General features: G+C 30.7%; 22 protein-coding genes. 14 read left to right on the forward strand and 8 right to left on the reverse strand.

Annotated features, from left to right (window positions below):
- Complete coding sequence (locus tag Q4512_RS07615; protein ID WP_303423593.1) at positions 1–954, reverse strand: ATP-grasp fold amidoligase family protein; 954 nt, start codon at positions 952–954, stop codon at positions 1–3.
- 81 nt (positions 955–1,035) lie between these two features.
- Here Q4512_RS07615 and Q4512_RS07620 point away from each other — a divergent pair, with 81 nt between their 5' ends.
- The 4 genes from Q4512_RS07620 to Q4512_RS07635 are packed head-to-tail and all read left to right on the forward strand — an operon-like array spanning position 1,036 to position 4,902.
- The gene (locus Q4512_RS07620) at positions 1,036–2,130 is read left to right on the forward strand and encodes a glycosyltransferase (protein ID WP_303423595.1); all 1,095 of its coding nucleotides are present in this window, start codon (positions 1,036–1,038) and stop codon (positions 2,128–2,130) included.
- Between the two features lie 5 nt (positions 2,131–2,135).
- Positions 2,136–3,341, forward strand: a complete 1,206-nt coding sequence (locus Q4512_RS07625; protein WP_303423597.1) for a DegT/DnrJ/EryC1/StrS aminotransferase family protein — start codon at positions 2,136–2,138, stop codon at positions 3,339–3,341.
- Entirely contained in the window at positions 3,338–3,928 is a 591-nt protein-coding gene (locus tag Q4512_RS07630; RefSeq protein ID WP_303423599.1) for a sugar transferase, read from the forward strand. Before Q4512_RS07625 ends, Q4512_RS07630 begins: the two co-directional genes overlap by 4 nt.
- A complete protein-coding gene (locus Q4512_RS07635) occupies positions 3,925–4,902 on the forward strand; it encodes a polysaccharide deacetylase family protein (RefSeq protein ID WP_303423601.1) in 978 nt (325 codons plus the stop codon). Before Q4512_RS07630 ends, Q4512_RS07635 begins: the two co-directional genes overlap by 4 nt.
- Here the strand turns inward: Q4512_RS07635 and Q4512_RS07640 are convergent.
- Positions 4,899–6,131, reverse strand: a complete 1,233-nt coding sequence (locus Q4512_RS07640) for a GNAT family N-acetyltransferase (RefSeq protein WP_303423603.1) — start codon at positions 6,129–6,131, stop codon at positions 4,899–4,901. The genes Q4512_RS07635 and Q4512_RS07640 overlap by 4 nt on opposite strands.
- A 333-nt stretch (positions 6,132–6,464) precedes the next feature.
- On the opposite strand from Q4512_RS07640, the gene Q4512_RS07645 reads away from it, so the two are divergent.
- The 4 genes from Q4512_RS07645 (at position 6,465) to Q4512_RS07660 (ending at position 12,697) form a co-directional block, all read left to right on the forward strand.
- Positions 6,465–7,607, forward strand: a complete 1,143-nt coding sequence (locus tag Q4512_RS07645) for an aminotransferase class V-fold PLP-dependent enzyme (protein WP_303423605.1) — start codon at positions 6,465–6,467, stop codon at positions 7,605–7,607.
- A 199-nt stretch (positions 7,608–7,806) separates the two neighbouring features.
- Positions 7,807–9,498, forward strand: coding sequence for a polysaccharide biosynthesis protein (locus Q4512_RS07650; protein WP_368389412.1), 1,692 nt, complete (start codon positions 7,807–7,809; stop codon positions 9,496–9,498).
- A gap of 30 nt (positions 9,499–9,528) precedes the next feature.
- Positions 9,529–10,317 carry a polysaccharide biosynthesis/export family protein gene (locus Q4512_RS07655; RefSeq protein ID WP_303423609.1) on the forward strand — a complete coding sequence of 263 codons (789 nt, stop codon included), beginning with the start codon at positions 9,529–9,531 and terminating at the stop codon, positions 10,315–10,317.
- Between the two features lie 10 nt (positions 10,318–10,327).
- Positions 10,328–12,697, forward strand: a complete 2,370-nt coding sequence (locus Q4512_RS07660) for a polysaccharide biosynthesis tyrosine autokinase (RefSeq protein ID WP_303423611.1) — start codon at positions 10,328–10,330, stop codon at positions 12,695–12,697.
- A 79-nt stretch (positions 12,698–12,776) separates the two neighbouring features.
- Here the strand turns inward: Q4512_RS07660 and Q4512_RS07665 are convergent, their stop codons facing one another.
- Positions 12,777–13,949 (reverse strand): proline dehydrogenase family protein, encoded by a 1,173-nt coding sequence (locus tag Q4512_RS07665; protein WP_303423613.1) that lies wholly within the window; start codon positions 13,947–13,949, stop codon positions 12,777–12,779.
- 90 nt (positions 13,950–14,039) lie between these two features.
- On the opposite strand from Q4512_RS07665, the gene aroB reads away from it, so the two are divergent.
- Together aroB and Q4512_RS07675 are read left to right on the forward strand one after the other, a co-directional pair.
- Positions 14,040–15,107 carry a 3-dehydroquinate synthase gene (aroB, locus tag Q4512_RS07670; protein WP_303423615.1) on the forward strand — a complete coding sequence of 356 codons (1,068 nt, stop codon included), beginning with the start codon at positions 14,040–14,042 and terminating at the stop codon, positions 15,105–15,107.
- Positions 15,108–15,188: 81 nt separating this feature from the next.
- Complete coding sequence (locus tag Q4512_RS07675) at positions 15,189–15,461, forward strand: hypothetical protein (protein ID WP_303423617.1); 273 nt, start codon at positions 15,189–15,191, stop codon at positions 15,459–15,461.
- Here the strand turns inward: Q4512_RS07675 and Q4512_RS07680 are convergent, their stop codons facing one another.
- From Q4512_RS07680 to Q4512_RS07690, 3 genes are all read right to left on the reverse strand, one after another.
- Complete coding sequence (locus Q4512_RS07680; RefSeq protein ID WP_303423619.1) at positions 15,462–15,977, reverse strand: DinB family protein; 516 nt, start codon at positions 15,975–15,977, stop codon at positions 15,462–15,464.
- A 55-nt stretch (positions 15,978–16,032) separates the two neighbouring features.
- Complete coding sequence (locus tag Q4512_RS07685) at positions 16,033–16,512, reverse strand: Lrp/AsnC family transcriptional regulator (RefSeq protein ID WP_303423621.1); 480 nt, start codon at positions 16,510–16,512, stop codon at positions 16,033–16,035.
- Positions 16,513–16,576: 64 nt separating this feature from the next.
- Complete coding sequence (locus tag Q4512_RS07690) at positions 16,577–17,734, reverse strand: M14 family zinc carboxypeptidase (protein ID WP_303423623.1); 1,158 nt, start codon at positions 17,732–17,734, stop codon at positions 16,577–16,579.
- Positions 17,735–18,038: 304 nt separating this feature from the next.
- On the opposite strand from Q4512_RS07690, the gene Q4512_RS07695 reads away from it, so the two are divergent.
- The 4 genes from Q4512_RS07695 (at position 18,039) to Q4512_RS07710 (ending at position 21,130) form a co-directional block, all read left to right on the forward strand.
- Complete coding sequence (locus tag Q4512_RS07695) at positions 18,039–18,482, forward strand: helix-turn-helix transcriptional regulator (RefSeq protein WP_303423625.1); 444 nt, start codon at positions 18,039–18,041, stop codon at positions 18,480–18,482.
- A gap of 128 nt (positions 18,483–18,610) precedes the next feature.
- Positions 18,611–18,979: a DNA topoisomerase IV gene (locus tag Q4512_RS07700; protein ID WP_303423627.1), complete on the forward strand. Its 369-nt coding sequence runs from the start codon at positions 18,611–18,613 to the stop codon at positions 18,977–18,979.
- A 63-nt stretch (positions 18,980–19,042) separates the two neighbouring features.
- The gene (locus Q4512_RS07705; protein WP_303423629.1) at positions 19,043–19,828 is read left to right on the forward strand and encodes a TerC family protein; all 786 of its coding nucleotides are present in this window, start codon (positions 19,043–19,045) and stop codon (positions 19,826–19,828) included.
- Between the two features lie 111 nt (positions 19,829–19,939).
- Positions 19,940–21,130: a hypothetical protein gene (locus Q4512_RS07710; protein WP_303423631.1), complete on the forward strand. Its 1,191-nt coding sequence runs from the start codon at positions 19,940–19,942 to the stop codon at positions 21,128–21,130.
- Here Q4512_RS07710 and Q4512_RS07715 read toward each other — a convergent pair.
- Positions 21,127–23,850, reverse strand: a complete 2,724-nt coding sequence (locus Q4512_RS07715; protein ID WP_303423633.1) for a DNA gyrase/topoisomerase IV subunit A — start codon at positions 23,848–23,850, stop codon at positions 21,127–21,129. The genes Q4512_RS07710 and Q4512_RS07715 overlap by 4 nt on opposite strands.
- Entirely contained in the window at positions 23,850–24,332 is a 483-nt protein-coding gene (locus Q4512_RS07720; RefSeq protein ID WP_303423635.1) for a hypothetical protein, read from the reverse strand. The genes Q4512_RS07715 and Q4512_RS07720 overlap by 1 nt, the downstream gene beginning before the upstream one ends.
- Between the last annotated feature and the right edge of the window lie 8 nt (positions 24,333–24,340).

Consider the following 24,340-nt stretch of genomic DNA (forward strand, 5'->3'; position numbering starts at 1 on the left):
TTAAGCTTTTGTTTTTATCTTAGTTAAATCTAATAAGTTTCCTAATTCTAGATCATATTTTTCAGGATGAATGGTTTCTAAACCACTACCATGATGAAAAGTAACTTCACCAAAGTACACAGTATCTTCAAAATCATACACATCTATTCTAGCATAGCAAAAGGGCTTCGATAATTTTTCAGCAACACTTATCATTTCGTTTAAATTCTTTGGTTTTTCTAAATCTCTTCCGTTATCCCAAAGTATTTTTCCTTTATTCCATAAAGACCAAGTAAAAGGCAATAGTTTCCAATCGGTATTGTATAAGTTACGTTTATGATTGGTATATCGATCAATATCCACTTGAATCACTTCAACTTTACCATGAAAACAATGAATTTTATAATCAAAAGGAATTTCGTCTGCATCATTAACCAATAATTTTTCTGCAATAACACAAGGCTTTATATTTTTGTATTGCCATTCTTTCCCAGAATAATAATAGTTTTTACTAAGGAGCTTTTTAAAATGTTTTTGTGTTTTTTTCCAATTAACAACTGCTTTATCACGAACAATAATTCCACCAGAACTATCATGATTTGCTTTCATAATAAAAGGATATACTGGAAAATTAGAAGCAATTACATCTTTTGGATGATAACTTTGAAACACTAACGGAATTAAATATTGTGATCCAACAGCCTCCTCTACATACTTCCTAACTTTAAATTTATCTGCACAAGTAGTGTGTAAAGCTGTTCTATCATGTAGCTTTAGCCAATTAATTTTTTCATTTAAGGTTTTCGGATTGTTTAAATCTAACGATCTACCAAAGCGTTTTTTAAAATTTTGTTTTAAAAAAGTAGCATCGTCAAGATAATGCGATCTGTAGTAATGATGTATTTGTTCTACAGAATCGATTACAGTTTTTCCAATCCAAGTATTATGGTATAAATACTTAGCAATCTTTAACATAAATAGCGTTTTGTCCATTCTAAAGTAGCACAAATTTTAGTAAACAAAAAACTTATCTTATTTTAGTTGTAAATTTAATTCATGAATAAAAAAATCTGTCTTGTTGGTGGCGAAGATGTACATAAACGCATAGCCTTATCTAACTATCTTAAAGAAGCCGGTTTTCAGGTTACCATTCTTGGAACAAGTACTCGTGAATTCCCCGATTACATCACTTATGTTCCTTATAATTTGGTTAGAAGCTTCTCTCCTTCAGCAGACAGAAAAACATTAAAATGGTACAGGAAGTTTTTTGCAGAAAACGCATTTGATGTTATTCATACGTTCGATACCAAGCCTGCCTTTTTATTGCCAATTGCTTTAAAAAAAACAAAAACACCAATAACAAGAACAGTTACAGGACTAGGAACGATATTTATGTCTAACAGCTTGTTTAGCTTTGCTTTAAGAAGGGTTTACTATACTCTTCATCGAAGTATAAAACACCGAGTTTTTAAAACTGTTTTTCAAAACTACGACGATAAAGATCTATATAAGTCACATCAACTTATTACAGAAAAAAACTATGAGCTTGTGTTTAGTAGCGGAATTGAATTAAAAAACATCAACAAAAAAGCAAAACGAAACAACACACCTTTCACCTTTATTTGTGTTGCAAGATTGGTTTACGAAAAGGGAATTATTAACCTATTAGAAGCTGCAAAAATTTGCAAAAGCAAAGGGTTCGAATTCAAAATACTACTCGTTGGCCCTTTAGAAGAAAATAGCAAACGCTTAAACCAAGAAATACTAGACCAATACAAAGATATTATTGATATTCTTGGAAGCAGAAATGATGTTTTTGAGCTACTTTTATCTTCAGATGCTTTTGTATTACCAACCTTTAGAGAAGGTTTTGCAAGAGTTTTACTCGAAGCTGCAGCAGTTGGGCTACCAATGGTTGCTACTAATGTTACTGGAGTTAGAGAATTTGCGAGACATGAAAAAGAAGCCTTATTAGTAGAAGTAAAAAACTCTATAGCTCTAGCAGATGCAATGATTAGATTAGCTACAGATAAGGATTTAGCCAGTCAATTAGCCGAAAATGCATTAAAACACGTTGAAAAGTTTAGTTTAGAAAACATTTCTAAACAATATATTAATATCTTTAACCAAGCTATTAATCATAAAATATAACGAAGATGAAAATTCCATTTTCACCTCCTTACATTAACAATAATGTAATTAAAGAAATCAAAGAAGCCTTAGATTCTGGATGGATTACTACTGGTCCAAAAGTTAAAAAACTAGAGGAACTTGTTTGCCATTACACAAAAGCACCTAATGCACTTGGTGTAAACTCTGCTACTTCCGGTTTAATGCTAGCCTTAAAATGGTTTGGTATTGGTGAAGGTGACGAAGTAATTATTCCTGCATACACCTATGCAGCAACGGCTTTAGCTGTAATACATGTTGGAGCAACACCAATAATGGTAGACATAGAAGACGATTTTAATATTTCGTTAAAAGGAATTAAAGATGCAATAACAGAAGACACTAAGGCTATTATTCCTGTAGACATTGCTGGTTGGCCTTGCGATTATGATGCTATAAATAAATTAGTTGACAACACTAGAGATTTATTTCACCCATCCCATGAAAATCAAGAAAAACTAGGAAGAATAGTAGTTATCGCAGATGCAGCTCATGCTATTGGTGCAGAATATAAAAACAAATGTATTGGAGCAACTACAGATATCACAGTATTTTCCTTTCATGCAGTTAAAAATGTGACTACCGCAGAAGGCGGAGCCATTTGCTTAAACCTTCCAGAGCCATTCAATAATCAAGAAGAATACCTTTTTTTACGCTGTTTTTCATTAAACGGACAAACAAAAGATGCTTTTACAAAGTCGAAAGCTGGTGGTTGGAGATATGATATTATTTACCCTGGCTTAAAAATGAATCTTCCAGACTTACTAGCCGCTGTTGGCGTAGCACAACTACCAGAATACTTTGAAAGTGTTCTAGATAGACGAAAAGAAATATTTACATGGTATCAAGAATATTTTTCATCTAAAACCTGGGCTATCTTACCTCCTTTTCAAAATGAAGAAAAAACATCTTCCTGTCATTTATATGCTTTACGAATTAAAAATGCTTCCGAAACACAACGTGATATAATTATAGATAAAATTTCTAAAGAAGGCGTTTCGGTTAATGTACACTTTCAACCCTTACCATTATTAAGTTTATTTAAATCTTATGGCTACAAAATAGAAGATTACCCAAATGCTTTTAACAATTATAAAGCAGAAATATCTTTACCTATTTATCCGCAATTAACAGGTAAAGAATTACAATATATAGTAAGCACAATTACAAATGCTGTAGAATCTACATTATGACAAAACGATTGTTTGATATATGCTTTTCCTTATTAGGATTAATAATATTATTTCCTGTTTTATTGGTAATTGCTATACTAATTAAACTAGAATCTAAAGGTTCTATTTTTTTTAGACAAATACGTGTTGGGAAAAACAATCAGGATTTTAAAATTTTTAAATTCAGAACCATGTTTGTTGGATCGGACAAAAAAGGCTTATTAACATTAGGAGACAACGATACTAGAGTTACAAAAATTGGCTACTTTTTACGAAAATATAAGTTAGATGAAATACCACAACTTATAAACGTATTACAAGGCACAATGAGTTTTGTTGGTCCAAGACCTGAAGTACGCAAATACGTTAACCTGTACTCTAAAGAAGATTTACAAATACTTCAAGTAAAACCAGGAATTACAGACTATGCCTCTATTGCTTTTAGAGATGAAGCAGAACTTTTAAAAGACACAGTAGATCCTGAAAAACTTTATATAGAAGAAATTATGCCTCAAAAAATTGCTTTAAACAAGAAATATATTGTTAACCCTTCTGTGTTTACAGACATTAAGATTATTCTTAAAACATTTTTAAGTATTATAAAATGAAACTCGATCAAGGACATTTAGTAATCTCATTAGACTTCGAATTATTTTGGGGCGTTTTTGATGTTCGTTCTTTAGAAAGTTATAAATCACATCTTGAAAAAGTTACAGAGATTGTACCAAGATTATTAAAGCTAAGTGACAAATACAACATTAAACTAACCTTTGCTTCTGTTGGCTTCCTTCTTGCAAAGAATAAAGAAGAAATCATTCGGTTTAGCCCAAAAATAAAACCTAGTTACAGTAATTCTAATTTTAGCCCTTATCGTTTATTGAATGAAATTGGCAACAACCAACATGAAGATCCTTATCATTACGCAACTTCATTAGTTGATATAATTAAAAAAAATAAAAACCACGAGATTGGTTCACACACCTTTTGCCATTACTACTGCAACGAAATAGGACAAACTGCAAAAGAGTTTGAAGCAGACCTGTTAGCCAGCATAAACATAGCTAAACAACAAGACATTACTATAAAAAGCATTGTATTTCCTAGAAATCAAATAAACGAAACATATCTAAAAATATGTGCAAATCATGGTATTTTAAATTATCGAGGAATTGAAAAACACTGGATGTACAACACAAAAGACACGAAGCAGCTAGGCAAAACAAAAAATAGAATTTATAGATTATTAGATACTTACTTTAATATTTCTGGACATAATACACATGAATTAGAAATACATTATGGTTTAGTAAATATAGCTTCTAGTAGATTTTTAAGACCGTACAGTAATTTTTTAAGCTTTTTAGAACCTATGAAAATCCAAAGGATTAAAAGAGGAATGACATATGCTGCAAAAAAAAAACAAGTATATCATTTGTGGTGGCATCCACATAATTTTGGAGATAATACAGATAAAAATTTTAAAGCTTTAGAAACACTTTTCATACACTATAGCATGTTAAAATCTACGTACAATTTTAATTGTAAAACCATGGCGCATTTATCTAAGATAACAAAAAATTAATCAAACAACACCATATAACTAGATTTCTCTCCTACAACATAATAACTATCTTTACTTGAATCTTTAATTTCATACACACACAATCCTGAAATCGCTTCTGGATTCTTGTATAATTCATCAAAAATTATTGGTTTCAAAAAAGCATAGGTTTTATTTTCTATATCTATTAACTGCATTGCATTAACGTCTGCATGCGCTTCTAATTTTTCAATAACATATTTTCTTCTAGCAACAGTTTCTGTCTTTTTACCTTTTAATACAAACTTAAGCTTTACGTATTTTTCGTTAACATTTTTATCTCTCAAATATTGCTTAAAAGCATACTTGGTTTTTATAAATTTTGCTATTGCAGACGCTATAATACTAGTAGAATCGTATAAAACATGATTTTCATAAGTATACGCATTGTTAGTCCAACGGTTTTTATACTCATACTCTCCTTTCGAAAAATCATAAATAGTATATCCATTTTCAAAACACCAATGAAACAACTTAATAATTGTAGTATGACCAAGATTAAACCTATAATAATCCGTATCAAAAGATGTTATTGCATAAAACATCGTAGTATCAGACAGAAAACTTAAAGAAACACCTATTGGTTTATCTTTATTACTAATCGTAATTAGTAATGCGCGTTTTTCCTGAAGCATATGAAATATTAAATCATAATAATACTCCCAAGTTTCTAAAATATCATTATCCTTTTGTAATGTATTAAAACGTTTCGTTAATAAAGCTTTAAAACCATTCATAATTACTGAATACGTTTCAGTGTCTATGGACTCGTTATAAATAGAATAGGTAATATCGAAGCATGCTTCTAGCCTTTCTTGGTTTCTCCTAAACTTATATCTTGTATTCGATTTAAATTGACTTTTTGCAAAAGCATCATAACTTTCAAAAGCATTTAATTCTGCTAAAAAACCTTTGTATTGCGGTATCTTAAAACATTTTAAAGAAGAAGGGCGCTGGGTTTTCAAATCAAAATACGTTGGCACATCATGTATTAAAAAAGCTTTTCCCTTAAAGTCTTTTTCTTCTACATCTACAGAATAAGACATCCCATTAGTAATGTTTTTTCCAACATTATAATACAACGGAAACACACTGTTTTTCACAAAACCAACATTTGCGATAGACTTAAAAATCAAACCTTGTTTAGAGGCGTTAAAATGCTTTGACCAAACAGCAGTAAAGGTCCTGGAAACGAATGGATTATTTTTCATAAAATGATTAATAGCAAGCACTAAATTATTATTTAAAAAGAATATATCCTAACACAACACTTTATTAAAAACAAAAAAAACAACAACTCTAATCTTATAATTTTGTATATTTATCACCATCTATAACTAGAAGCTATAGAGTCTCTCCTAATAACACATTGATCTAGCAAAAAAGACGAAATAAATAAACTGTTGTTTTATATATTAATAAAGCATAAAAGCGTGTATAAATTTAGATAAAACTTAATACCTTTAGTATTTAAATCAAAGAACGTTTAAATGAGTTCTTTGTCGTATTTTTTTGATTAATACTTTAAAAACAACAATATTTATATGGCTATTAATGAATCTAATCTGAATTCTAGAATCTGGTTATCTCCACCTCATATGAGTGGACACGAACAAGAATTCATAAAAGAAGCATTTAAATTAAATTGGATCGCACCAGTAGGACCTAACGTAAACGGTTTTGAAAAAGACATAGAAACATATCTTGATCAAGAAAGTTACGCAACGGTTCTAAGTTCTGGCACTGCAGCAATTCATCTTGCATTAACATTGTTAAATGTTAAACAAGGTGATGAGGTGATATGCCAAACAAAAACGTTTGTAGCATCTGTAAACCCAGTTGTTTACCTAGGAGCAACACCAATTTTAGTCGATAGTGAAGAACAAACATGGAACATGTGTCCTGTTTTATTAGAAAAAACAATAAAAGACAGAATAAATAAAGGGAAAAAACCCAAAGCTATTATAGCTATTAATTTATACGGAATGCCATACAATGTAAAACAAATACATGCAATATCTAATCAATACAATATCCCAGTTGTAGAAGATAGTGCGGAAGCATTTGGCAGTCAAGTTAACGGTCAAAAATGCGGCACCTTTGGAGATTTCTCTATTCTTTCATTCAACGGAAACAAAATAATAACCACTTCTGGCGGTGGTGCTTTAATCAGTAAATCCGAAACTTTAAAGAAAAAAGCCCTCTTTTTAGCTACACAAGCAAAAGAAGAAGGACTAGAATATGAACACAAAACGATTGGCTACAATTACAGAATGACAAATATTATTGCTGGTGTTGGAAGAGGACAAATAAAAGTACTAGACAAATACGTAGCACTAAGACAAAGAAACTACAACCACTATTGTAAGCAATTACAAAATATAGATGCAATTACATTTTTACAAGAACCAGAAGGTTTTTCCTCAAACAGATGGCTAAGTTGCATGCTATTAGACACAAAACAAACAAGAGACGATTTAATAAAACTATTAAAAAACAACAATATTGAATCCCGACCTTCATGGAAACCAATGCACCTACAACCTTTATATAAAGACGCCCCTGCCTATTTAAACGGAGTATCAAATAATTTATACGAAAAAGGCCTTTGTTTACCAAGTGGATCAAGTCTTACCGAAGCAGAATTAAATAGAATAACAAAATTAATTATATCCTATTTTGATTAATTATAATGACATATTAAGAAAACTAACAGAGCGCTACGCATCAAAATGGCTTGTACTCCTGTTTGACTCTTGCATTGTACTTTTTACTTTTTTTATAGCATATATAATTAGATATAATTTTGTAATAGATTTTAATTTTTACACCTTTTTAAAACAACTCCCTTTCGTATTCACAGCAACAGTAATAAGCTTTCTAACGGTGAGCTCTCACAAAGGTGTGGTTCGATTTACAGGAGTTAAAGACGTAGTGAATGTTGTTATTGGTTTAAACATACTAGCAACCATATTAATAATCACTACATATATAAGTAGAAAATACAATTTTGATAGTGTTTTTGATATTCCAGGCTCTATCATATACATACATTTATTACTTAACATATTCTTTATTATTGGCGCAAAATTCTTTATCAAACACATATATAAAAGCTTATTTCATGATTTTGACAGCCTAAAAACGGTTCTTATTTATGGCGCTGGAAATTCTGGAATGATCACATATGATGCCATAACAAATGATGCAAAAAGCAACATTAAAGTTTTTGGTTTCTTAGATGATAAAGAAGGGAAAATTGGAAAAAAAATAAACATGCTAAATGTTTATAACCCCAAAAAAATCAACAAAGAGTTTGTAGAAAAAAACAAAATTGACGAAGTAATTATATCTATTCAAAGCATTGATTCCAATAGGCTATTAGAAATTTCCGGTTCTTTATTTGCTTTAAACTTGAAAGTGAAAATTGTTCCAGATGTACAACATTGGATTGATGGCGACTTAAGTATTGGTCAAATTAAAGACATAAAAATTGAAGACCTCTTAGGGAGAGAACCTATAAGAATAGATAACCCACTACTAATAGACGAATACAACAACAAAGTGCTACTTGTAACAGGAGCTGCAGGATCTATTGGTAGCGAACTAGTTAGAAAACTAAGCTATTATCAATTCAAAAAACTGGTGATTATAGATAATTCGGAATCTGCTTTATACGATTTACAACAAGAACTTAAAAGAAATAAGATAACAAACATCGAAACCATTATTGCTGATGTAAGAAACAAACAGCGTTTAGATCAAATTTTTAACACCTTCAAACCTGAAATTATTTTTCATGCAGCAGCATACAAGCACGTACCTTTAATGGAAAAAAATCCGTTTGAAGCGGTTAGCGTAAATATATTTGGCACCTATAACACCGCCGAATTAGCAATGAAACATGGCGCCGAAAAATTCATACTAATATCAACAGATAAAGCTGTAAACCCTACAAATGTAATGGGAGCCACAAAACGAATTGCCGAAATATGTATATTCTGCCAAAAAAATATAGTAAAAGGAAAAACAAAGTTCATTATTACTAGGTTTGGTAATGTATTAGGATCTAATGGCTCAGTAATTCCTTTATTTAAAAAACAAATTGAAACTGGTGGCCCATTAACAGTTACTCATAAAGATATTATACGATATTTTATGACTATTCCTGAAGCAAGTCAGCTAGTATTAGAAGCCGCAGCCATGGGATTAGGTGAAGAAATATTTGTTTTCGACATGGGAAAACCCGTTAAAATAATTGATTTAGCAAAAAATATGATTGCACTTTCTGGATTAAATTACCCAGAAGATATCGATATAAAAATAATAGGATTAAGACCTGGAGAGAAAATTTTTGAAGAACTATTAATAGATGGCGAAAACACCAAACCAACCTACAACGAAAAAATAATGATTGCTCGATGCAAAGATGTTAACGAAAGTCAATTAGAAAAAATCAGAAAATTACTAAAACTAGATTCTACTTCTTCAAATATCGAAATAGTTTCTTTAATTAAAGACATAGTACCAGAATACAACCCTAACAATACCAAATACGAAGTTTTAAACATAAAATAAACTTATATAAAAAAAAAAAAGCTATTAATCATGAAATCTATCTTTAATCAACCAAAAACTAGTATTATCACCTCCTTACTCTTTGTTTTTCTGTTTGCATCTTGCGCAACCACACAAGAGATAACATACTTTCAAGACGAAACGCTTGCAGACTACCAACCAATAGATTTTGATACAGATATTGTTTACAAAACCAACGACAAAATCTCTATCATTGTATCATCTATAGACCCTGAAGCTGCAAGACCATTTAACCTTCCTACAATTTCAGAAGGACAATCTGCTATTGTAACACAGGGTAGCACTAAAATGCAAACCTACTTAGTAGATAAATTTGGAAATATAGAATTCCCAGTGCTAGGGCAACTAAAAATAGGAGGCCTAAGTAGAACCGAAGCTACAGAATTACTCAAAACAAGATTAAAAGAATACCTAAAAGACCCAATTGTAAATATTAGACTAATAAACTTTACAGTAACTATTTTAGGAGAAGTACGTAACCCAGGAACTTTTGTTTTAGAAGATGAAAAAATATCTTTATCTGAAGCCTTAGGATATGCAGGAGACTTAACTATTCATGGAAGAAGAGATAATGTTTTACTTATTAGAGACAATAATGGCAAAAAACAGTACGCACAATTTGACTTAACATCCATTGCTGTATTAAATAACCAAAGCTACTATTTAGCACAAGACGATGTTATCTATATTTCGCCAAATAAAGCTAGAGTTCGCTCTTCCACTTATAATCAAAATACAGCAGTTGTTATTTCAGCACTCGCTGTTCTTGTATCATTAACTGCCATTATTGTAAATTAAAAAGCCCGTAATGAATAATAACGCTGCAAATCAAAAAGAACATTTTAGAGATTTAGTAGATCCATATTTAAGTAAATGGAAACTAGTAATCCTATGCGTAATTGCTGCAATAGCTTTAGCACATTTATATTTAAGATATGCTACCTACCAATACAAAGCAAGCGCTACAATACAAATTAAAGACGAAAGACAGAGCACAAAATTACCAGAGTTATCTTCTTTACAAAATTATGGTTTATTTAAAAAAGACCTTAATAATGTTTTAGATGAAGCTGAAATTATTGGCTCAAGAGAATTAATAGAGCAAGTAGTTAAAGACTTAAAATTCAACATTCAATATTATGTCGAAGGAAGAATACAAAATCACGAAGTATACGCCAATCCTCCTTTAAACTTAAATTTTAGCGCAACAGATTCTATTCTTTTTCTAGCAGATACTATCATGAATGTAAAAATTCATTCTAAGACTCAATTTCTACTTAAAGGGGTAACCGAAGGTGAAAAAGTCTGGAAATCTAAAGATCAAAACATAGAAGACCAAGGAACATTACACAGTTTTGGTCAACCTATAAAAACAGGCTTTGGAGACATTATTATTACCCCAAATCTAGGACAATACGCTGCAAAAATAGGGTCTAATATTACCATTCAAATTTCTCCAGTCACAAAAATAACAGGTGACTACAAAGGCAACCTACGTATTGAAACAAAAGAATATTCTAGCATAATCAAACTATCTATAACAGACAACAATAGAGACAAAGCTTCTTTGTTTTTAAGTAAGCTAATAGAGGTATATAATAAAGACGTAGTAAAAGACAAACAACAAGTAGTGGAAATCACTTCCGACTTTATTAATAGCAGACTTGAAATTGTTTCAAGAGAATTAGGTCAAGTAGATTTAACAGCAGAAACCATTCAAAAAAGAAACAGACTAACAGATTTAGCAACACAATCTAACATATTCCTACAATCGGAAAGAGATAATGAAACACAGATCATTAATACAAGTAATCAAATTCAGCTAATAGATTACATGAAAGATTTTGTGGATGAAAATAGTGGTTCTTCCGATTTACTACCTGCGAATATTGGTATTGCCGAAAATTCTATTGGAGAAATCACAAGACGACATAACGATTTAGTAATTGAGAGAAACAGATTACTAAAACACTCTAGCGAAAAAAACCCCACTGTTGTAAACTTAACGAACCAAATTAATGAGTTAAAAGGCAATTTAAATCAAAATTTAAACAACATTAAATCCTCTAACGAAATTACGCTAAGTGCTTTAAGCGAAAAAGCAAATAAAATTAGCGGTAAAATTTATACAACTCCAACAAAAGAAAGACAGTTTAGAGACACACAAAGACAACAAAACATTAAAGAATCTCTTTACTTGTATTTACTGCAAAAACGAGAAGAGGCAGCTATTTCTCATGGTATCTCCTCTCCTAACGCAAAAGTTGTAGACAATGGATTTGCTGGAAAAAAACCAATTTCACCAATAAAACCAATCGTTTATTTATCTGCACTTATTTTAGGAGCAAGCTTACCAATTGGCTTAATTTATTTATTTCAATTATTAGACTCTAAAGTTCACACTATAAAAGATATTAAAAAGAATATTGATGTACCTTACTTAGGAGATATTCCAAAATCAAACAATCGAAAAAAACTAATAGAAAAGGTCGATTACTCTGCAAAAGCAGAAGCTTTTAGAATGGTAAGAACAAATATTGATTTCATGCTTCAAGACATCACAGACAGAGCTAAAATCATTTTTGTTACCTCTACAACTAGTCAAGAAGGAAAATCGCACACCTCTATAAACCTAGCCTCTTCCCTTTCTTTTTCTGAAAAGAAAGTCCTTTTAATAGAAACAGACATTAGAGTACCTAAAGCAACAAATTATTTAAAAATTAAAAATGAAACTGGCATAACCAACTACATAGGCAACAAAAAACTTACCGCTAAAGCTGTTACCACAAAGTTAGAAGACAACCCTTTTCTAGATGTAATTCCATCGGGAGTTATCCCTCCAAATCCTTCAGAGTTATTAATGAATGATCGCGTTGGAGATCTTTTTGAAGCTGTTAAAAACGAATACGATTATATAATTGTAGATACTGCTGCTGTTGGTTTAGTTACAGATACTTTACTAATTAGCAAATACGCAGACATGTTTGTTTACGTAGTACGAGCTAACTATATTGACAAAAGACAACTTCACATTGCACAAACAATGTATACCGAAAAACGCTTGCCTAACATGGCTATTTTATTAAATGCTGTAGATCATAAAAAATCTGGAAGTTACACCTACGGTTATGGCAAAAATCCCATAAAGAAAAAATGGTGGAAGTTTAGAAAAAACTAATGAAAGCAATAAAAAATCCCGAAACGTTTCGGGATTTTTTATTTTATATTAGAAATATTCTTTAATTAACGCACACGAACTAACACTTTCTTCGCTTTTTTTCCTGTTTCAATAAAGTAAGCTCTCTGCCTGTCTGTCCTGCAACAGAAGTATTTTCTTCTGCCCTACGAATAAGATAAGGCATCACATCTTTTACAGGCCCAAAAGGAATATACTTTGCTACATTATACCCATAATGCGCAAGGTTATAACTAATATGATCACTCATACCGTAAAGCTGCCCAAACCAAACTCTAGAATCATTATTTGCTATATTTTTTTCTTTCATTAAATCCATAACCAAATAACTACTAGATTCATTATGCGTGCCAACAAAAACTGACATTACATCTAAACGATCCAACATATAAGCTACAGCTGCATTAAAATTCTCATCCGTTGCTTGCTTACTAATACAAATTGGAGAAGTGTAGCCTTTCTTTTCTGCTCTTTCATTTTCTTTTTCCATATAGGCACCACGAACCAATTTATAACCAAGAAAGTAATTATTGGTTTTTGCTAAAGCAGTTTCTCTTTTCAAAAAAGCCATCCTATCGTGCCTATACATCTGTAAAGTATTATAAACAATAGGCTTTTCAGTATTATAAAGCTGCATCATTTGCGTAACCAAATCATCTGCTGCATCTTGCATCCAGCTTTCTTCACCATCAATTAAAACAACAACATCTTTTTCTTTTGCTGCCTTGCAAACAGTATCAAATCTTAGCACGACCCTATCCCATTCTTCTTGCTCTTGTTCTGTTAGTTCCTTCCCTTCTCCCAACTTTTGATATAAATAAAACCTACCAAAACCTGTAGGCTTAAACACTACAATTGGCATGCTTTCTTTTTCATCAGCAAAATTTATAATCTTTAATATTTTTTGCATTGCTGCATCAAATTCTGCTTCATTTTCTTTTCCTTCTACCGAATAATCTAAAACAGAACTCACTCCTTTTGTGTACATGTTTTCTATCACAGACAAACAATCATCTTCATTTACACCACCACAAAAATGGTCAAAAACCGTAGAGCGAATCAATCCTTCAATAGGCAAATTAGCTTTTAAAGCAAAGTTGGTAGCCGCTGTACCAATACGAACCAAAGGCTCATTAGAAATCATTTTAAATAAAAAATAAGCACGCTCTAATTGCGAGTCATTTTTTAATGCGAAAGCAATTTCTGTATTTTCAAAAATTTTATCTGAATGCATATTATTAAAATTAATAGAACAAATATAATTGAAGTCTATCATATTTGATTAATTTCTCCTTATTTTTACATCAAAATAATTTTATTATTAATGACACCAATTACCACTCAGGATTACAATATCTATTTTAATGAAAACGCTTACAGCTCTTTAAATGAACATTTAAAAGCTTCAAATTATTCAAAGATTTTCTTTTTAGTAGACGAAAACACGAACGCAGATTGTATTCCTTTTGTTTTAGCAAATATAGAGGCAGAAATCACATATGACATTTTAGAAATAGAATCTGGTGAAGAAAACAAAAACCTAGACATATGTTTAGGCCTTTGGGAAGCATTATCTGAGTATGGTGCAGACCGAAAAAGCTTAATGATTAATGTTGGTGGTGGTGTGATTACTGATTTAGGCGGCTTTGTTGCTTCTACCTTTAAAAGAGGTATTAGTTTTATTAACATACCAACCTCGTTACTTGCAATGGTTGATGCTTCCATTGGCGGAAAAACTGGAATTGATTTAGGATCTTTAAAAAACCAAATAGGCGTTATTAACACTGCCGAAATGGTATTAATAGATTCTGCTTTTTTAGCAACATTACCAGAAAACCAAATGCGCTCCGGTTTAGCCGAAATGCTTAAGCACGGCTTAATATCTAGTGAAAAATACTGGAACGAATTTTTAAATTTATCGGAACAAACAACCAAAGATTTAGACAGACTGATTTACGAGTCTATAATTATTAAAAAAGATATTGTTGAACAAGATCCTCATGAGGAAAATGTGAGAAAAACTTTAAATTACGGACATACTTTAGGGCATGCAATAGAATCATACTTTTTAAGTAATGCAGACAAAACAGCACTACTACATGGCGAAGCGATTGCTGTTGGAATGATATTAGCTAGCTATATTTCTACAAAACTCAAAGGACTAAGCGATACAACTAACCAAGAGATAAAAACCGTAATCACAAACGTTTTTGGCAAAGTGATTTTTAAAGAACAAGACTATACTCCTATTATCGAACTACTTATTTACGATAAAAAGAACGAACACGGAAATATAAATTTTGTACTTCTAGAAGAAATTGGTAAACCTAAAATTAATTGTAAAGTTTCTAACGAGCTAATACTAGAAGCATTTAATTTTTACGCTTCTTAACCTTTTAAATTAAAATTTTTGTAACTTTAATTCGCTTATAAAAGAAAAAACTACGGTTTTATTAACTTAAACACTATAGTTATGCGAAGATTAATTGTAGACTACAAAAAGTTAACTCCAGAACTTTTGGAGTTATTAACACAAAAATTCCCTGATGGCTACGGGGATAATGACATTATTATTTTCGACAATCACAAAAACGAAACGATTGAAGCTGTTGAGGTTAAAACGAAAGACTCCATATACCTAGTAAAAGTGAGTAGTAAACTGCATTACACTATGAATAATTTCGACATTAACGAAGACTTACTTTTAGACGATGCTGGTCATATTGTAATAGAGGAAGAAGAATAATTACAAATACCGCTCTGCAATTATACCGCAATGATGCTTTTCATGTCCAATATTAATAAAGCCAATTGCTCTAACAGACATGCTACCACCACTTGCCATTCCTTTTAATAAAAGCATTTCATTTGTAAAACTTTGAAATAAATTTATTGTAGATTTTCTAACATTAACATACTCTTCAATAAGTGACTCTTTAGTTCTTCGATTTGCTTCACTAGAAGGTGTATATGCATTTTCATCAAAACCGGGTAATTCTGTCGTATCCCTTCTTGAAAAACGCAATGCACGATAAGCAAAAACACGTTCGGTATCTATAATATGTTGTATCACCTCTTTTATAGTCCATTTACCTTCCGCATAAGCATATTCCATTTTATCTTCTGGTAATGCATTAAAAAAGGCAAGGGTTTCCGTAAAACTTTCATTAAAGCCATCTAACAAACTTAAACTAGTTGCTTTACTAATATAAGTTTCATAATAAGTATTATACTCATTAACATTTAAATCTTTTACTTTCATCTTTTAAAATAAAAAAAGCCCTTAAAAAGGGCTTCATTAATATTGAATGTACATTCTATAATTCACTAAAAATAGAGTGCATTAATCGTTTTTTATCATTTATACTTTCTTCTAAAGAAATCATAGATTCTGTTCTGTAAATACCATCAATATCATCTAATTTAAAAATAATATCTTTTGCATGTTCCGTATTTTTAGCTCTTATTTTACAGAAAATATTAAACTTCCCTGTTGTTATATGTGCTACGGTTACATTCGGTATTTCATTGATACGCTCTAACACAAATTTAGTTTGTGAAGTATTTTGTAAAAACACACCAACATAAGCAATAAAAGAATAGCCAAGTTTTTTATAATCTAAAGTTAATGAAGAACCTTTAATGATTCCAGCATCTTCCATTTTTTTAACTCTCACATGAACAGTTCCTGCAGAAATCAATAATTTTTTTGCTATATCTGTAAAAGGAACTCTCGTATTTTGGATCAACATATCCAAAATTTGATGATCTATTTCGTCTAACTTAAACTTTGCCATTTTATTGTATTATTAAATTAAATTCAAAAATAATACATTTTTATTGATTTTTATGCACTAAATATTAAGATTCTGCTAATTTTAGTGAAATAGACTCGCCATTAAGCATCACTAAATCGTTTTCGTAACCCTCAAATATAGGCTCCTTTTTCATTGTCTTTAACACACCACCTCTAGCATCGTATTCTTTATGAGAAAAATACACATTTAATTTAGTAAATTTTTCAATTCTCGGTAAAAATGCTACTCGATTATTAATTAATTTCTCTTGATACTGTATTACTACATCTAGCAATTCACCTTCATCTTCGATCCTAGCATTTCTAATTATAATATCATAAAAGCACTTTTGGTTTTCTGGAATAGCCAAATAACCTACATAAGAATCTCCTAAAACAGCCGTATTAGCAATATAACTCAAAGAAACCAATAAGGATTGAAAAATATATTCCCTAACTATTTCTCGCTTATAATCTCTCTGATAATGACCAGCTTCAAAGAGAATAGTAGGAACATTATACGTTTGAAATGTATCCCCTACACAGTTAATATTAAAAGCATCATCATAAATACCTACTCGATTTGGAATTTGAAGCTGTAAATTATCGTTCATAACAGCAATAACCTCCATCGCTCTCTTTCTATTACTCGTAATAGTACAATTTTCGTCTTGCGCTGGAGCTAAAAAAGATACCGTTGCACTATTATTAGTATTTCCCGCTGAAAAAATAGTACGCTGTCCATGCAAATTATAGCAAAAATCTGGTTTAAAAACATCAAAACAGTTTTTAAGAACCATACTTTCTGGTTGTGTTAAGTTTTGTGCATCTCTATTTAAATCTACTTGATTGGCATTTATACGTGTATACGCTTTTGCTCCATCTGGACTTAAAATAGGAATAATTTGTATTGTACATGCATTTAAAATAGTATTAGAAACTTCGTTTTTATCTATTAAGAGGTTTAATAAATCGAAAATTGCTTTGGTTGTGGTACTTTCATTTCCGTGCATTTGAGACCACATTAATATTTTTTTTGGTCCAGAACCAATAGTTATAGTATAAATATTTTCCTGAAGAACAGATTTTCCAACCACTAAAACTTCACATTTTAAAGCTAGTTTTTCAAGCAAAGGGGTAATGTTTTCGGAGTGAATATATCTATTAAAAAGAGATACTTCTTTGTGTTTTTTAAATAACAATTTTAGGGTTTCTAATCGCATAAACTTTTTGTATTGATTACAAAGGTAAACAATTGATAATTTACAAATGTAAACAAAGAAATACCATCCAATTGGTTACATTGTTAAACAAATATATACCATGCTACAAAGTTGAACAGAGTTTGAAGATAAAAATTTTAACAAATCGCAAAACAAAAGTTTAATTATTTATTTTTCAGTGATTTAAGATTAATTATATAAAGCTTTAAGTCAATACCTAAAAGATATAACAAGTAAATATGTTTATAGTACAATAATAATGTTTACATTTGTAACGTTACAAATATAAAAATACTTGTTTACAATGATAAACACACAAGCGTTTACAAAAAGATTACAAAAAGTGATAGATTTTTACGGGGAAAGCGCCTCTTCTTTTGCAGAAAAAGTTGGTGTACAACGCTCCACTATTTCGCATATTCTTTCAGGTAGAAATAAGCCAAGTTTAGATTTTGTAATGAAGGTTCTTTCCTCCTTTCCTGAAGTAGAATTATATTGGTTAATGAATGGAAAAGGAGTTTTTCCAAATGAAAATAAAAACGAAGCGAAAATTCAAGAAATTGAAAAAGTAGAAAAAAAACCAACTGCTTCTAATAATGAAAATATAGAAATTTCAAATTCGTCTCCTCCATCTTCTTCTTCGAATTCGAATTTAAATTTACCTCTACATTCTTCCGAAGGAAAAAAAATTGAACGCATTGTTATTTTTTACACCGATGGTAGTTTTCAAAATTTTAACAATTCGTAAAAGCGTCCACAAAAAAATTAAATACACGATTCTCAGGAAAAACAAAAAAATGAAGATTTAAACTTCTTTTTACAAAAAGTAACTTATCAAAATATAAAAGATTAGTAATTTTGTATAAAACCTTTTTGATGAGATATTTTCTGTTTGCCTTCATTATTTTAACTTTTTCTAATTGTTACCAAGTAGAAAGAAATTGTACAGATTTTAAAACTGGTGTTTTTTATAGCGAAGTAACTATTGATAACAAAGTGTACACTTCTAATTTTACAAGAACAAAAGATTTACAAGTTGAGGTTTATGATGGGAAAACAGATTCTACTCAAGTTCGTTGGATTAACGATTGTGAAATGATTTTTAAAACCATTAATCCAAAAAATATGGCTGCACATAAAGATGTGCATTTAAAAATTCTTACAACAACAAAGAATTCATATACATTTGAGTACTCTTATGTTGGCGAAAAAACAAAACAAAAAGGAGAAGCTTTTAAAAAATAATTTTTTAAAACAATTTGATACAATAAGGGATTACATGTTGTATTAATCAACACCGAAATAATTATGTTAGAATTCTTATTTACCAGTGACGCGATTTTTGCATTACTTACCTTAACTTTTTTAGAAATTATTTTGGGTATAGATAACATTGTATTTATTTCAATCGCTGCAAACAAGTTACCAGAACACCAACGCAACAAGGCTACTAATATAGGATTATTGCTTGCCATGGTACAACGTATTATTTTATTATTCTTTGTTTCGTTTTTAGTTGGCTTAAGTAAACCCTTTTTTCATTTTGAAAGTTCTTGGTTACAAATTGCGGTTAGCTGGCAAAGTATTATACTATTTGTAGGAGGTTTATTTTTAATTTATAAAAGCACTTCTGAAATTAGAGAAAAAGTAGAAACTCCTAATCATGATGAAGACGAAGTGAAAAACAAAAAAATCACTTCCCTATCGCAAGCCATAACGCAAATTGTAATTATTGATTTTATTTTTTCTATAGATTCTATTTTAACTGCAGTTGGTATGACTAACGGTTTACATGAAAACCACTATTATACGTTAATTTTAATGATAATAGCTGTTGTTATTTCTATTGGCATTATGATTGGTTTTGCTAACCCAATACGCAAGTTCATAGATGCACATCCAAGTATGCAAATTTTAGGCTTGTCGTTTTTAATACTTATTGGTTTTATGCTAATTACTGAAGCAGCACACCTTTCGCACACAAATTTATTTGGAAAAACAGTTGGCGCAATACCAAAAGGATATCTTTATTTTGCAATTGCCTTTTCTTTAATGGTAGAGTTTATTAATTATAAGATTACCAGGAAGAAGTAAAACTCTTGACTTTGCTGGTGCTAAATTAATAAATGCTTTAAAAACAATATTTTTCTAATCTAATATAGTTTGCTTTTTTTATTTACTTTTAATGTTATAAAATTTTCTGCTATGAAAAAATATTTCTATTTATTCTTATTATCACTACTATTTACTTGTGCTAACGATGATGAAACGATAGTTCAAACTAGCACAACTAATTTTCCTGTTATTACAGATCAACAAGATGAATTATTAATTCCGAATACATCCTATCGTATTAATGGATCTGGTTTTAACCAAAACACTTCGTATTCCTATAGTGTGTATTTTAATACTGTGGAAGCTGAAATTATCGAAGTTACTGAAGAATACATAGAAGTACTTGTTCCTGAAGATGCTATTTCTGGTGATCTTATTTTATTTATAGATTCCGAAGAGCACCATCGCTCCAGTATATTAGTATTTACAGAACATTTTTATGTGTTAGCCTCTATTTCAGATGGATTCTACACCATATTAGAAATCAACATTTTAGATGGTAGTGTAATTCAAGAAATAACCCCTTCTATACTTGGACCAACTTTTTATTACCTTTTTAATTTTGATTATTCCAATACAGATCAAACCTTCTTTTTTAAAACATATTGGGAAGAACATACTGGGATGGGCGGAGATATTTACTATTATCATTCCTATAATAGCCATAATAAAGTAACAGGGAGTCAATTTAGAGACAATAACCCCGAATATCCTAATGCTCAATATTTTACAGCTTCTAATGGTGATTTTTACGTACATAGAACTGGATCTGGAGTGGATAATCAAATCTATCATAGCAACGTTTCAGATGGAAGTACAGCAGAAGTAATTCCTAATCCAAATAATTTTTCAGAACTTGTTATGATTTACAATCCGGATGCTAACGAAATGTTAGGACATGGCACAAGTAGTGGGCAATTTACTAGGTTTTCAAGGTTTAATATAGATACTGGAGAAGTCTTTAATACATATTCTGATGTATTAAGACCTAAAGATTTTGATTATCATAACGGGAGATTATTCATCTTAAATCCATCTACACTTTATGAAACTAGCCCTTTCGATTACAATGCTATCTATTCTAGTGTAGATATGGAAACAAATTACGACAATAGCGTGAGAATGCTTTTTAGTGATTCTACAAATGAAATTTTTATTATAAATTTTGATGATTCCACTTTTCATATAAAAAGAATTAACATGAGCACCATGCAAATAGTATCTGAATACGAAGTCCCAACGACGTATTATTATGCTTATTTTACCTTTGGAACTAATTAAAATAAAGTAATCTGACCGTCTTCTCCCTCAGTGAAATCTTTATCCTCCTTAGGTTTTATAGCTTTTTTATTAGAATCTTCTGATCTTGGATTTTCCGTTGATTTTTCTTTTTTAGGTTTTTCATCTGTCTTTTTTTGTGTAACCAATTCTTCGGAAACATTTTCCTCCTCTACAACTTCAATTTCTTCTGTAGGCTTTTCTTCTGGCGCTTCATAAGGCAAAGGATCTAGTAAACTTACTTGGTTTACTTTATCTTTTGTAAGTTGGTTTCCTAAAGCAGAAATTCCTTTTATAGCAATAAACTCTTCTAAATTAACTTCTAAATTATCTTTTCTGTCTTTTCCTCTTTCTTTAGTAAACTCCACCTCAGCCATTGGTTTCCAATCGGTAGAAACAATTTCTAATTGCGATTTTGGGTGTTCAGAAATAAAGGTTTCTTCCTTACCTTCTGTTTCAATTAAAAATCGTTTCACATAGTAAAGTTCTTTTCCGCCATCAAAATAAATGGCTGATATTGGTTTTTTTGGAATCCATTTTTCTAACACAATCATGTCATCATCAAAGTGTGTCGTTATTTCTGGAAGAATTGTTTTAACTGTTCCAGATTGTGTAATAATTAAAAGCCTGTCTTCGCCTCTAAATTCACCAATTAACTCACCTCGTGCATCTACGTTTAACCTTTGTACAGTATCATCAAACCAGATTTTACGTGGTTTTAATGTAGAAACGCCTTTTTCTTTAAGCTCCACTCTTTTAATGGCGTGTTTGCTCACCACATTACCCTTAGACGCTCTTCCTTTTATAAGTACATCGCTAAAGTCTAAATCCCATTTTAGCTTTTTAATACTTCCAACTTGTCGCAGTAAAATAGACACTACTTCTGCTTCTCCATTTGGGTTCGCAGAAAAATACCAAAGAACGGATCCTTTATTTCCATTTGTTAAATCGTATTCTCTGTCTCTAGTCATACTAGTTACAGCAAATCGTTTTACATAAGAAGGACCTCCTTTTCCATCGCGATAAATTAAGTTGTAAATGGTACGTTTGTCTTTCTTTTTAAAGATAGCTACATGTATAATATCTTTACCTATAAAGGTTTTACTGTCTACTTTGGTTACCATCATTTTACCCGTTTTGGTAAAAACAATAATATCATCAATATCACTACAATCGCAAACATATTCGTCTCTACGTAATGATGTGCCAATAAAACCTTCTTCTCTATTAACGTATAGTTTTGTGTTACGAATAATTACTTTTGTTGCATCTACGTCATCAAAAACGCGAATTTCTGTTTTACGTTCGCGACCTTCTCCATATTCCTTTTTCAACCTTGTAAAATAAGCAATAGCATAATCTATAAGGTTTGCAAGATGATGTTTAACTTCTGCTATTTGATCTTCTAAAGCATCAATTTTTTGTTGTGCTTTATCGATATCGAATTTTGAAATACGTTTGATTCGAATTTCGGTTAAACGTGTAATATCTTCTTCGGTAACAGCACGTTTTAAATGTTTTATATGTGGCTGTAATCCTTTATCAATAGCTTGAATTACACCTTCCCAAGTTTCTTCTTCTTCAATATCACGATAGATTCTTTTTTCGATAAAAATACGTTCTAAGGAAGCAAAGTGCCATTGTTCCTGGAATTCACCAAGTTTAATTTCTAATTCTTGTTTTAATAATTGTACAGTATTATCTGTAGAACGACGAAGCATTTCAGAAACACCAACAAAATAAGGTTTGTTATCTTCAATTACACAACCTAAAGGAGAAATAGAAGTTTCGCAATTGGTAAATGCATACAAGGCATCAATGGTTTTGTCTGGTGAAATACCGGAAGGCAAATGCACTAAGATTTCTACATTAGCAGCAGTATTGTCTTCAATTTTTTTGATTTTTATTTTCCCTTTGTCGTTTGCTTTTAAAATAGAATCTATTAATGATGAAGTATTTGTAGCAAAAGGTATTTCGGTAATTACTAAGGTGTTCTTATCATATTGCGAAATTTTTGCTCGAACACGAACTTTCCCTCCTCTTAAACCATCATTATAATTTGTAAAATCTGCAATTCCTGCAGTAGGGAAATCTGGTAAAATGGTAAAACGTTTTCCTTGTAAGTGTTTTACAGAAGCATCGATAAGCTCAATAAAATTATGTGGTAATATTTTAGTAGATAAACCAACTGCAATACCTTCTCCTCCTTGTGCTAAAAGCAACGGAAACATTACTGGAAGGTTTACGGGTTCTTTTCTTCTACCATCGTATGAGGCTTGCCATTCTGTTATTTTTGGGTTAAAAACTACGTCTAGTCCGAATTTAGAAATACGCGCTTCTATATAACGAGAAGCTGCAGCTCTATCCCCTGTTAAAATATTTCCCCAGTTTCCCTGTGTATCTATTAGTAAATCTTTTTGCCCTATTTGCACCATTGCATCAGCAATACTTGCATCTCCATGCGGATGATATTGCATCGTATGTCCTACAATGTTTGCTACTTTATTGTAACGCCCATCGTCTAGGTCTTTCATGGAATGCATGATTCTACGTTGTACAGGTTTAAAACCGTCTTCTATTGCAGGAACAGCTCGTTCTAAAATAACATAAGATGCATAATCTAAAAACCATTCTTTATACATACCAGTAACTCTGGTAATGGTTTCTTGTGGTTCTAGGTTTTCGTTTTGTTCGTTTACCAAATCATCATTTTCTTCTATCATTAACTAGCTAATTTTTTATTAATCTTAATCATTTTAGTTAAAGATTGTTTAATGTATTTTCGTTTTTTCCTAGAAACTAAAGTAACATTAAACCTTTCTTTTATAGATGCCCCACTTCTATCTTTTATTAGTAATACCAAACTAGTATATACGATATAATTATTAATCTTAAAACCCTTTAAGTCCGTTTTATCAAATTCTACAGTATGCTCTCTATAATTAAATCTATCGGGAAGTAATAAACCTTTATTCGTTACAACTACTTTCATACCATCGCTATCGTATTCAAAAAATTTAGATACAGAATGTATAATAAAAAACAAAATTCCAAAACTTAATGCTATAATAAAAAATAGTACTAGTGGGTTATTACTAATTGCATTAAATGTTCTAAACATTATTGCAAAAATAATAGCTAAAAATACAAGTATGAAATATACAGAAACTATGAATTTTCTTGCTTTATTATTGTTTGTTCTCATTTATATTA

Source organism: Oceanihabitans sp. 2_MG-2023 (assembly GCF_030547245.1).
GTDB lineage: Bacteria > Bacteroidota > Bacteroidia > Flavobacteriales > Flavobacteriaceae > Oceanihabitans.

Coding starts and splice junctions, on each gene's coding strand:
- Q4512_RS07655 (WP_303423609.1), top strand. CDS start 9,529: ATGAAATCTATCTTTAATCAACCAAAAACTAGTATTATCACCTCCTTA.
- Q4512_RS07665 (WP_303423613.1), bottom strand. CDS start 13,949: ATGCATTCAGATAAAATTTTTGAAAATACAGAAATTGCTTTCGCATTA.
- Q4512_RS07645 (WP_303423605.1), top strand. CDS start 6,465: ATGGCTATTAATGAATCTAATCTGAATTCTAGAATCTGGTTATCTCCA.
- Q4512_RS07635 (WP_303423601.1), top strand. CDS start 3,925: ATGAAACTCGATCAAGGACATTTAGTAATCTCATTAGACTTCGAATTA.
- Q4512_RS07700 (WP_303423627.1), top strand. CDS start 18,611: ATGAGATATTTTCTGTTTGCCTTCATTATTTTAACTTTTTCTAATTGT.
- Q4512_RS07675 (WP_303423617.1), top strand. CDS start 15,189: ATGCGAAGATTAATTGTAGACTACAAAAAGTTAACTCCAGAACTTTTG.
- Q4512_RS07625 (WP_303423597.1), top strand. CDS start 2,136: ATGAAAATTCCATTTTCACCTCCTTACATTAACAATAATGTAATTAAA.
- Q4512_RS07715 (WP_303423633.1), bottom strand. CDS start 23,850: ATGATAGAAGAAAATGATGATTTGGTAAACGAACAAAACGAAAACCTA.
- Q4512_RS07690 (WP_303423623.1), bottom strand. CDS start 17,734: ATGCGATTAGAAACCCTAAAATTGTTATTTAAAAAACACAAAGAAGTA.
- Q4512_RS07705 (WP_303423629.1), top strand. CDS start 19,043: ATGTTAGAATTCTTATTTACCAGTGACGCGATTTTTGCATTACTTACC.
- Q4512_RS07615 (WP_303423593.1), bottom strand. CDS start 954: ATGTTAAAGATTGCTAAGTATTTATACCATAATACTTGGATTGGAAAA.
- Q4512_RS07660 (WP_303423611.1), top strand. CDS start 10,328: ATGAATAATAACGCTGCAAATCAAAAAGAACATTTTAGAGATTTAGTA.
- Q4512_RS07720 (WP_303423635.1), bottom strand. CDS start 24,332: ATGAGAACAAACAATAATAAAGCAAGAAAATTCATAGTTTCTGTATAT.
- Q4512_RS07630 (WP_303423599.1), top strand. CDS start 3,338: ATGACAAAACGATTGTTTGATATATGCTTTTCCTTATTAGGATTAATA.
- Q4512_RS07680 (WP_303423619.1), bottom strand. CDS start 15,977: ATGAAAGTAAAAGATTTAAATGTTAATGAGTATAATACTTATTATGAA.
- Q4512_RS07640 (WP_303423603.1), bottom strand. CDS start 6,131: ATGAAAAATAATCCATTCGTTTCCAGGACCTTTACTGCTGTTTGGTCA.
- Q4512_RS07710 (WP_303423631.1), top strand. CDS start 19,940: ATGAAAAAATATTTCTATTTATTCTTATTATCACTACTATTTACTTGT.
- Q4512_RS07620 (WP_303423595.1), top strand. CDS start 1,036: ATGAATAAAAAAATCTGTCTTGTTGGTGGCGAAGATGTACATAAACGC.
- Q4512_RS07695 (WP_303423625.1), top strand. CDS start 18,039: ATGATAAACACACAAGCGTTTACAAAAAGATTACAAAAAGTGATAGAT.
- aroB (WP_303423615.1), top strand. CDS start 14,040: ATGACACCAATTACCACTCAGGATTACAATATCTATTTTAATGAAAAC.
- Q4512_RS07685 (WP_303423621.1), bottom strand. CDS start 16,512: ATGGCAAAGTTTAAGTTAGACGAAATAGATCATCAAATTTTGGATATG.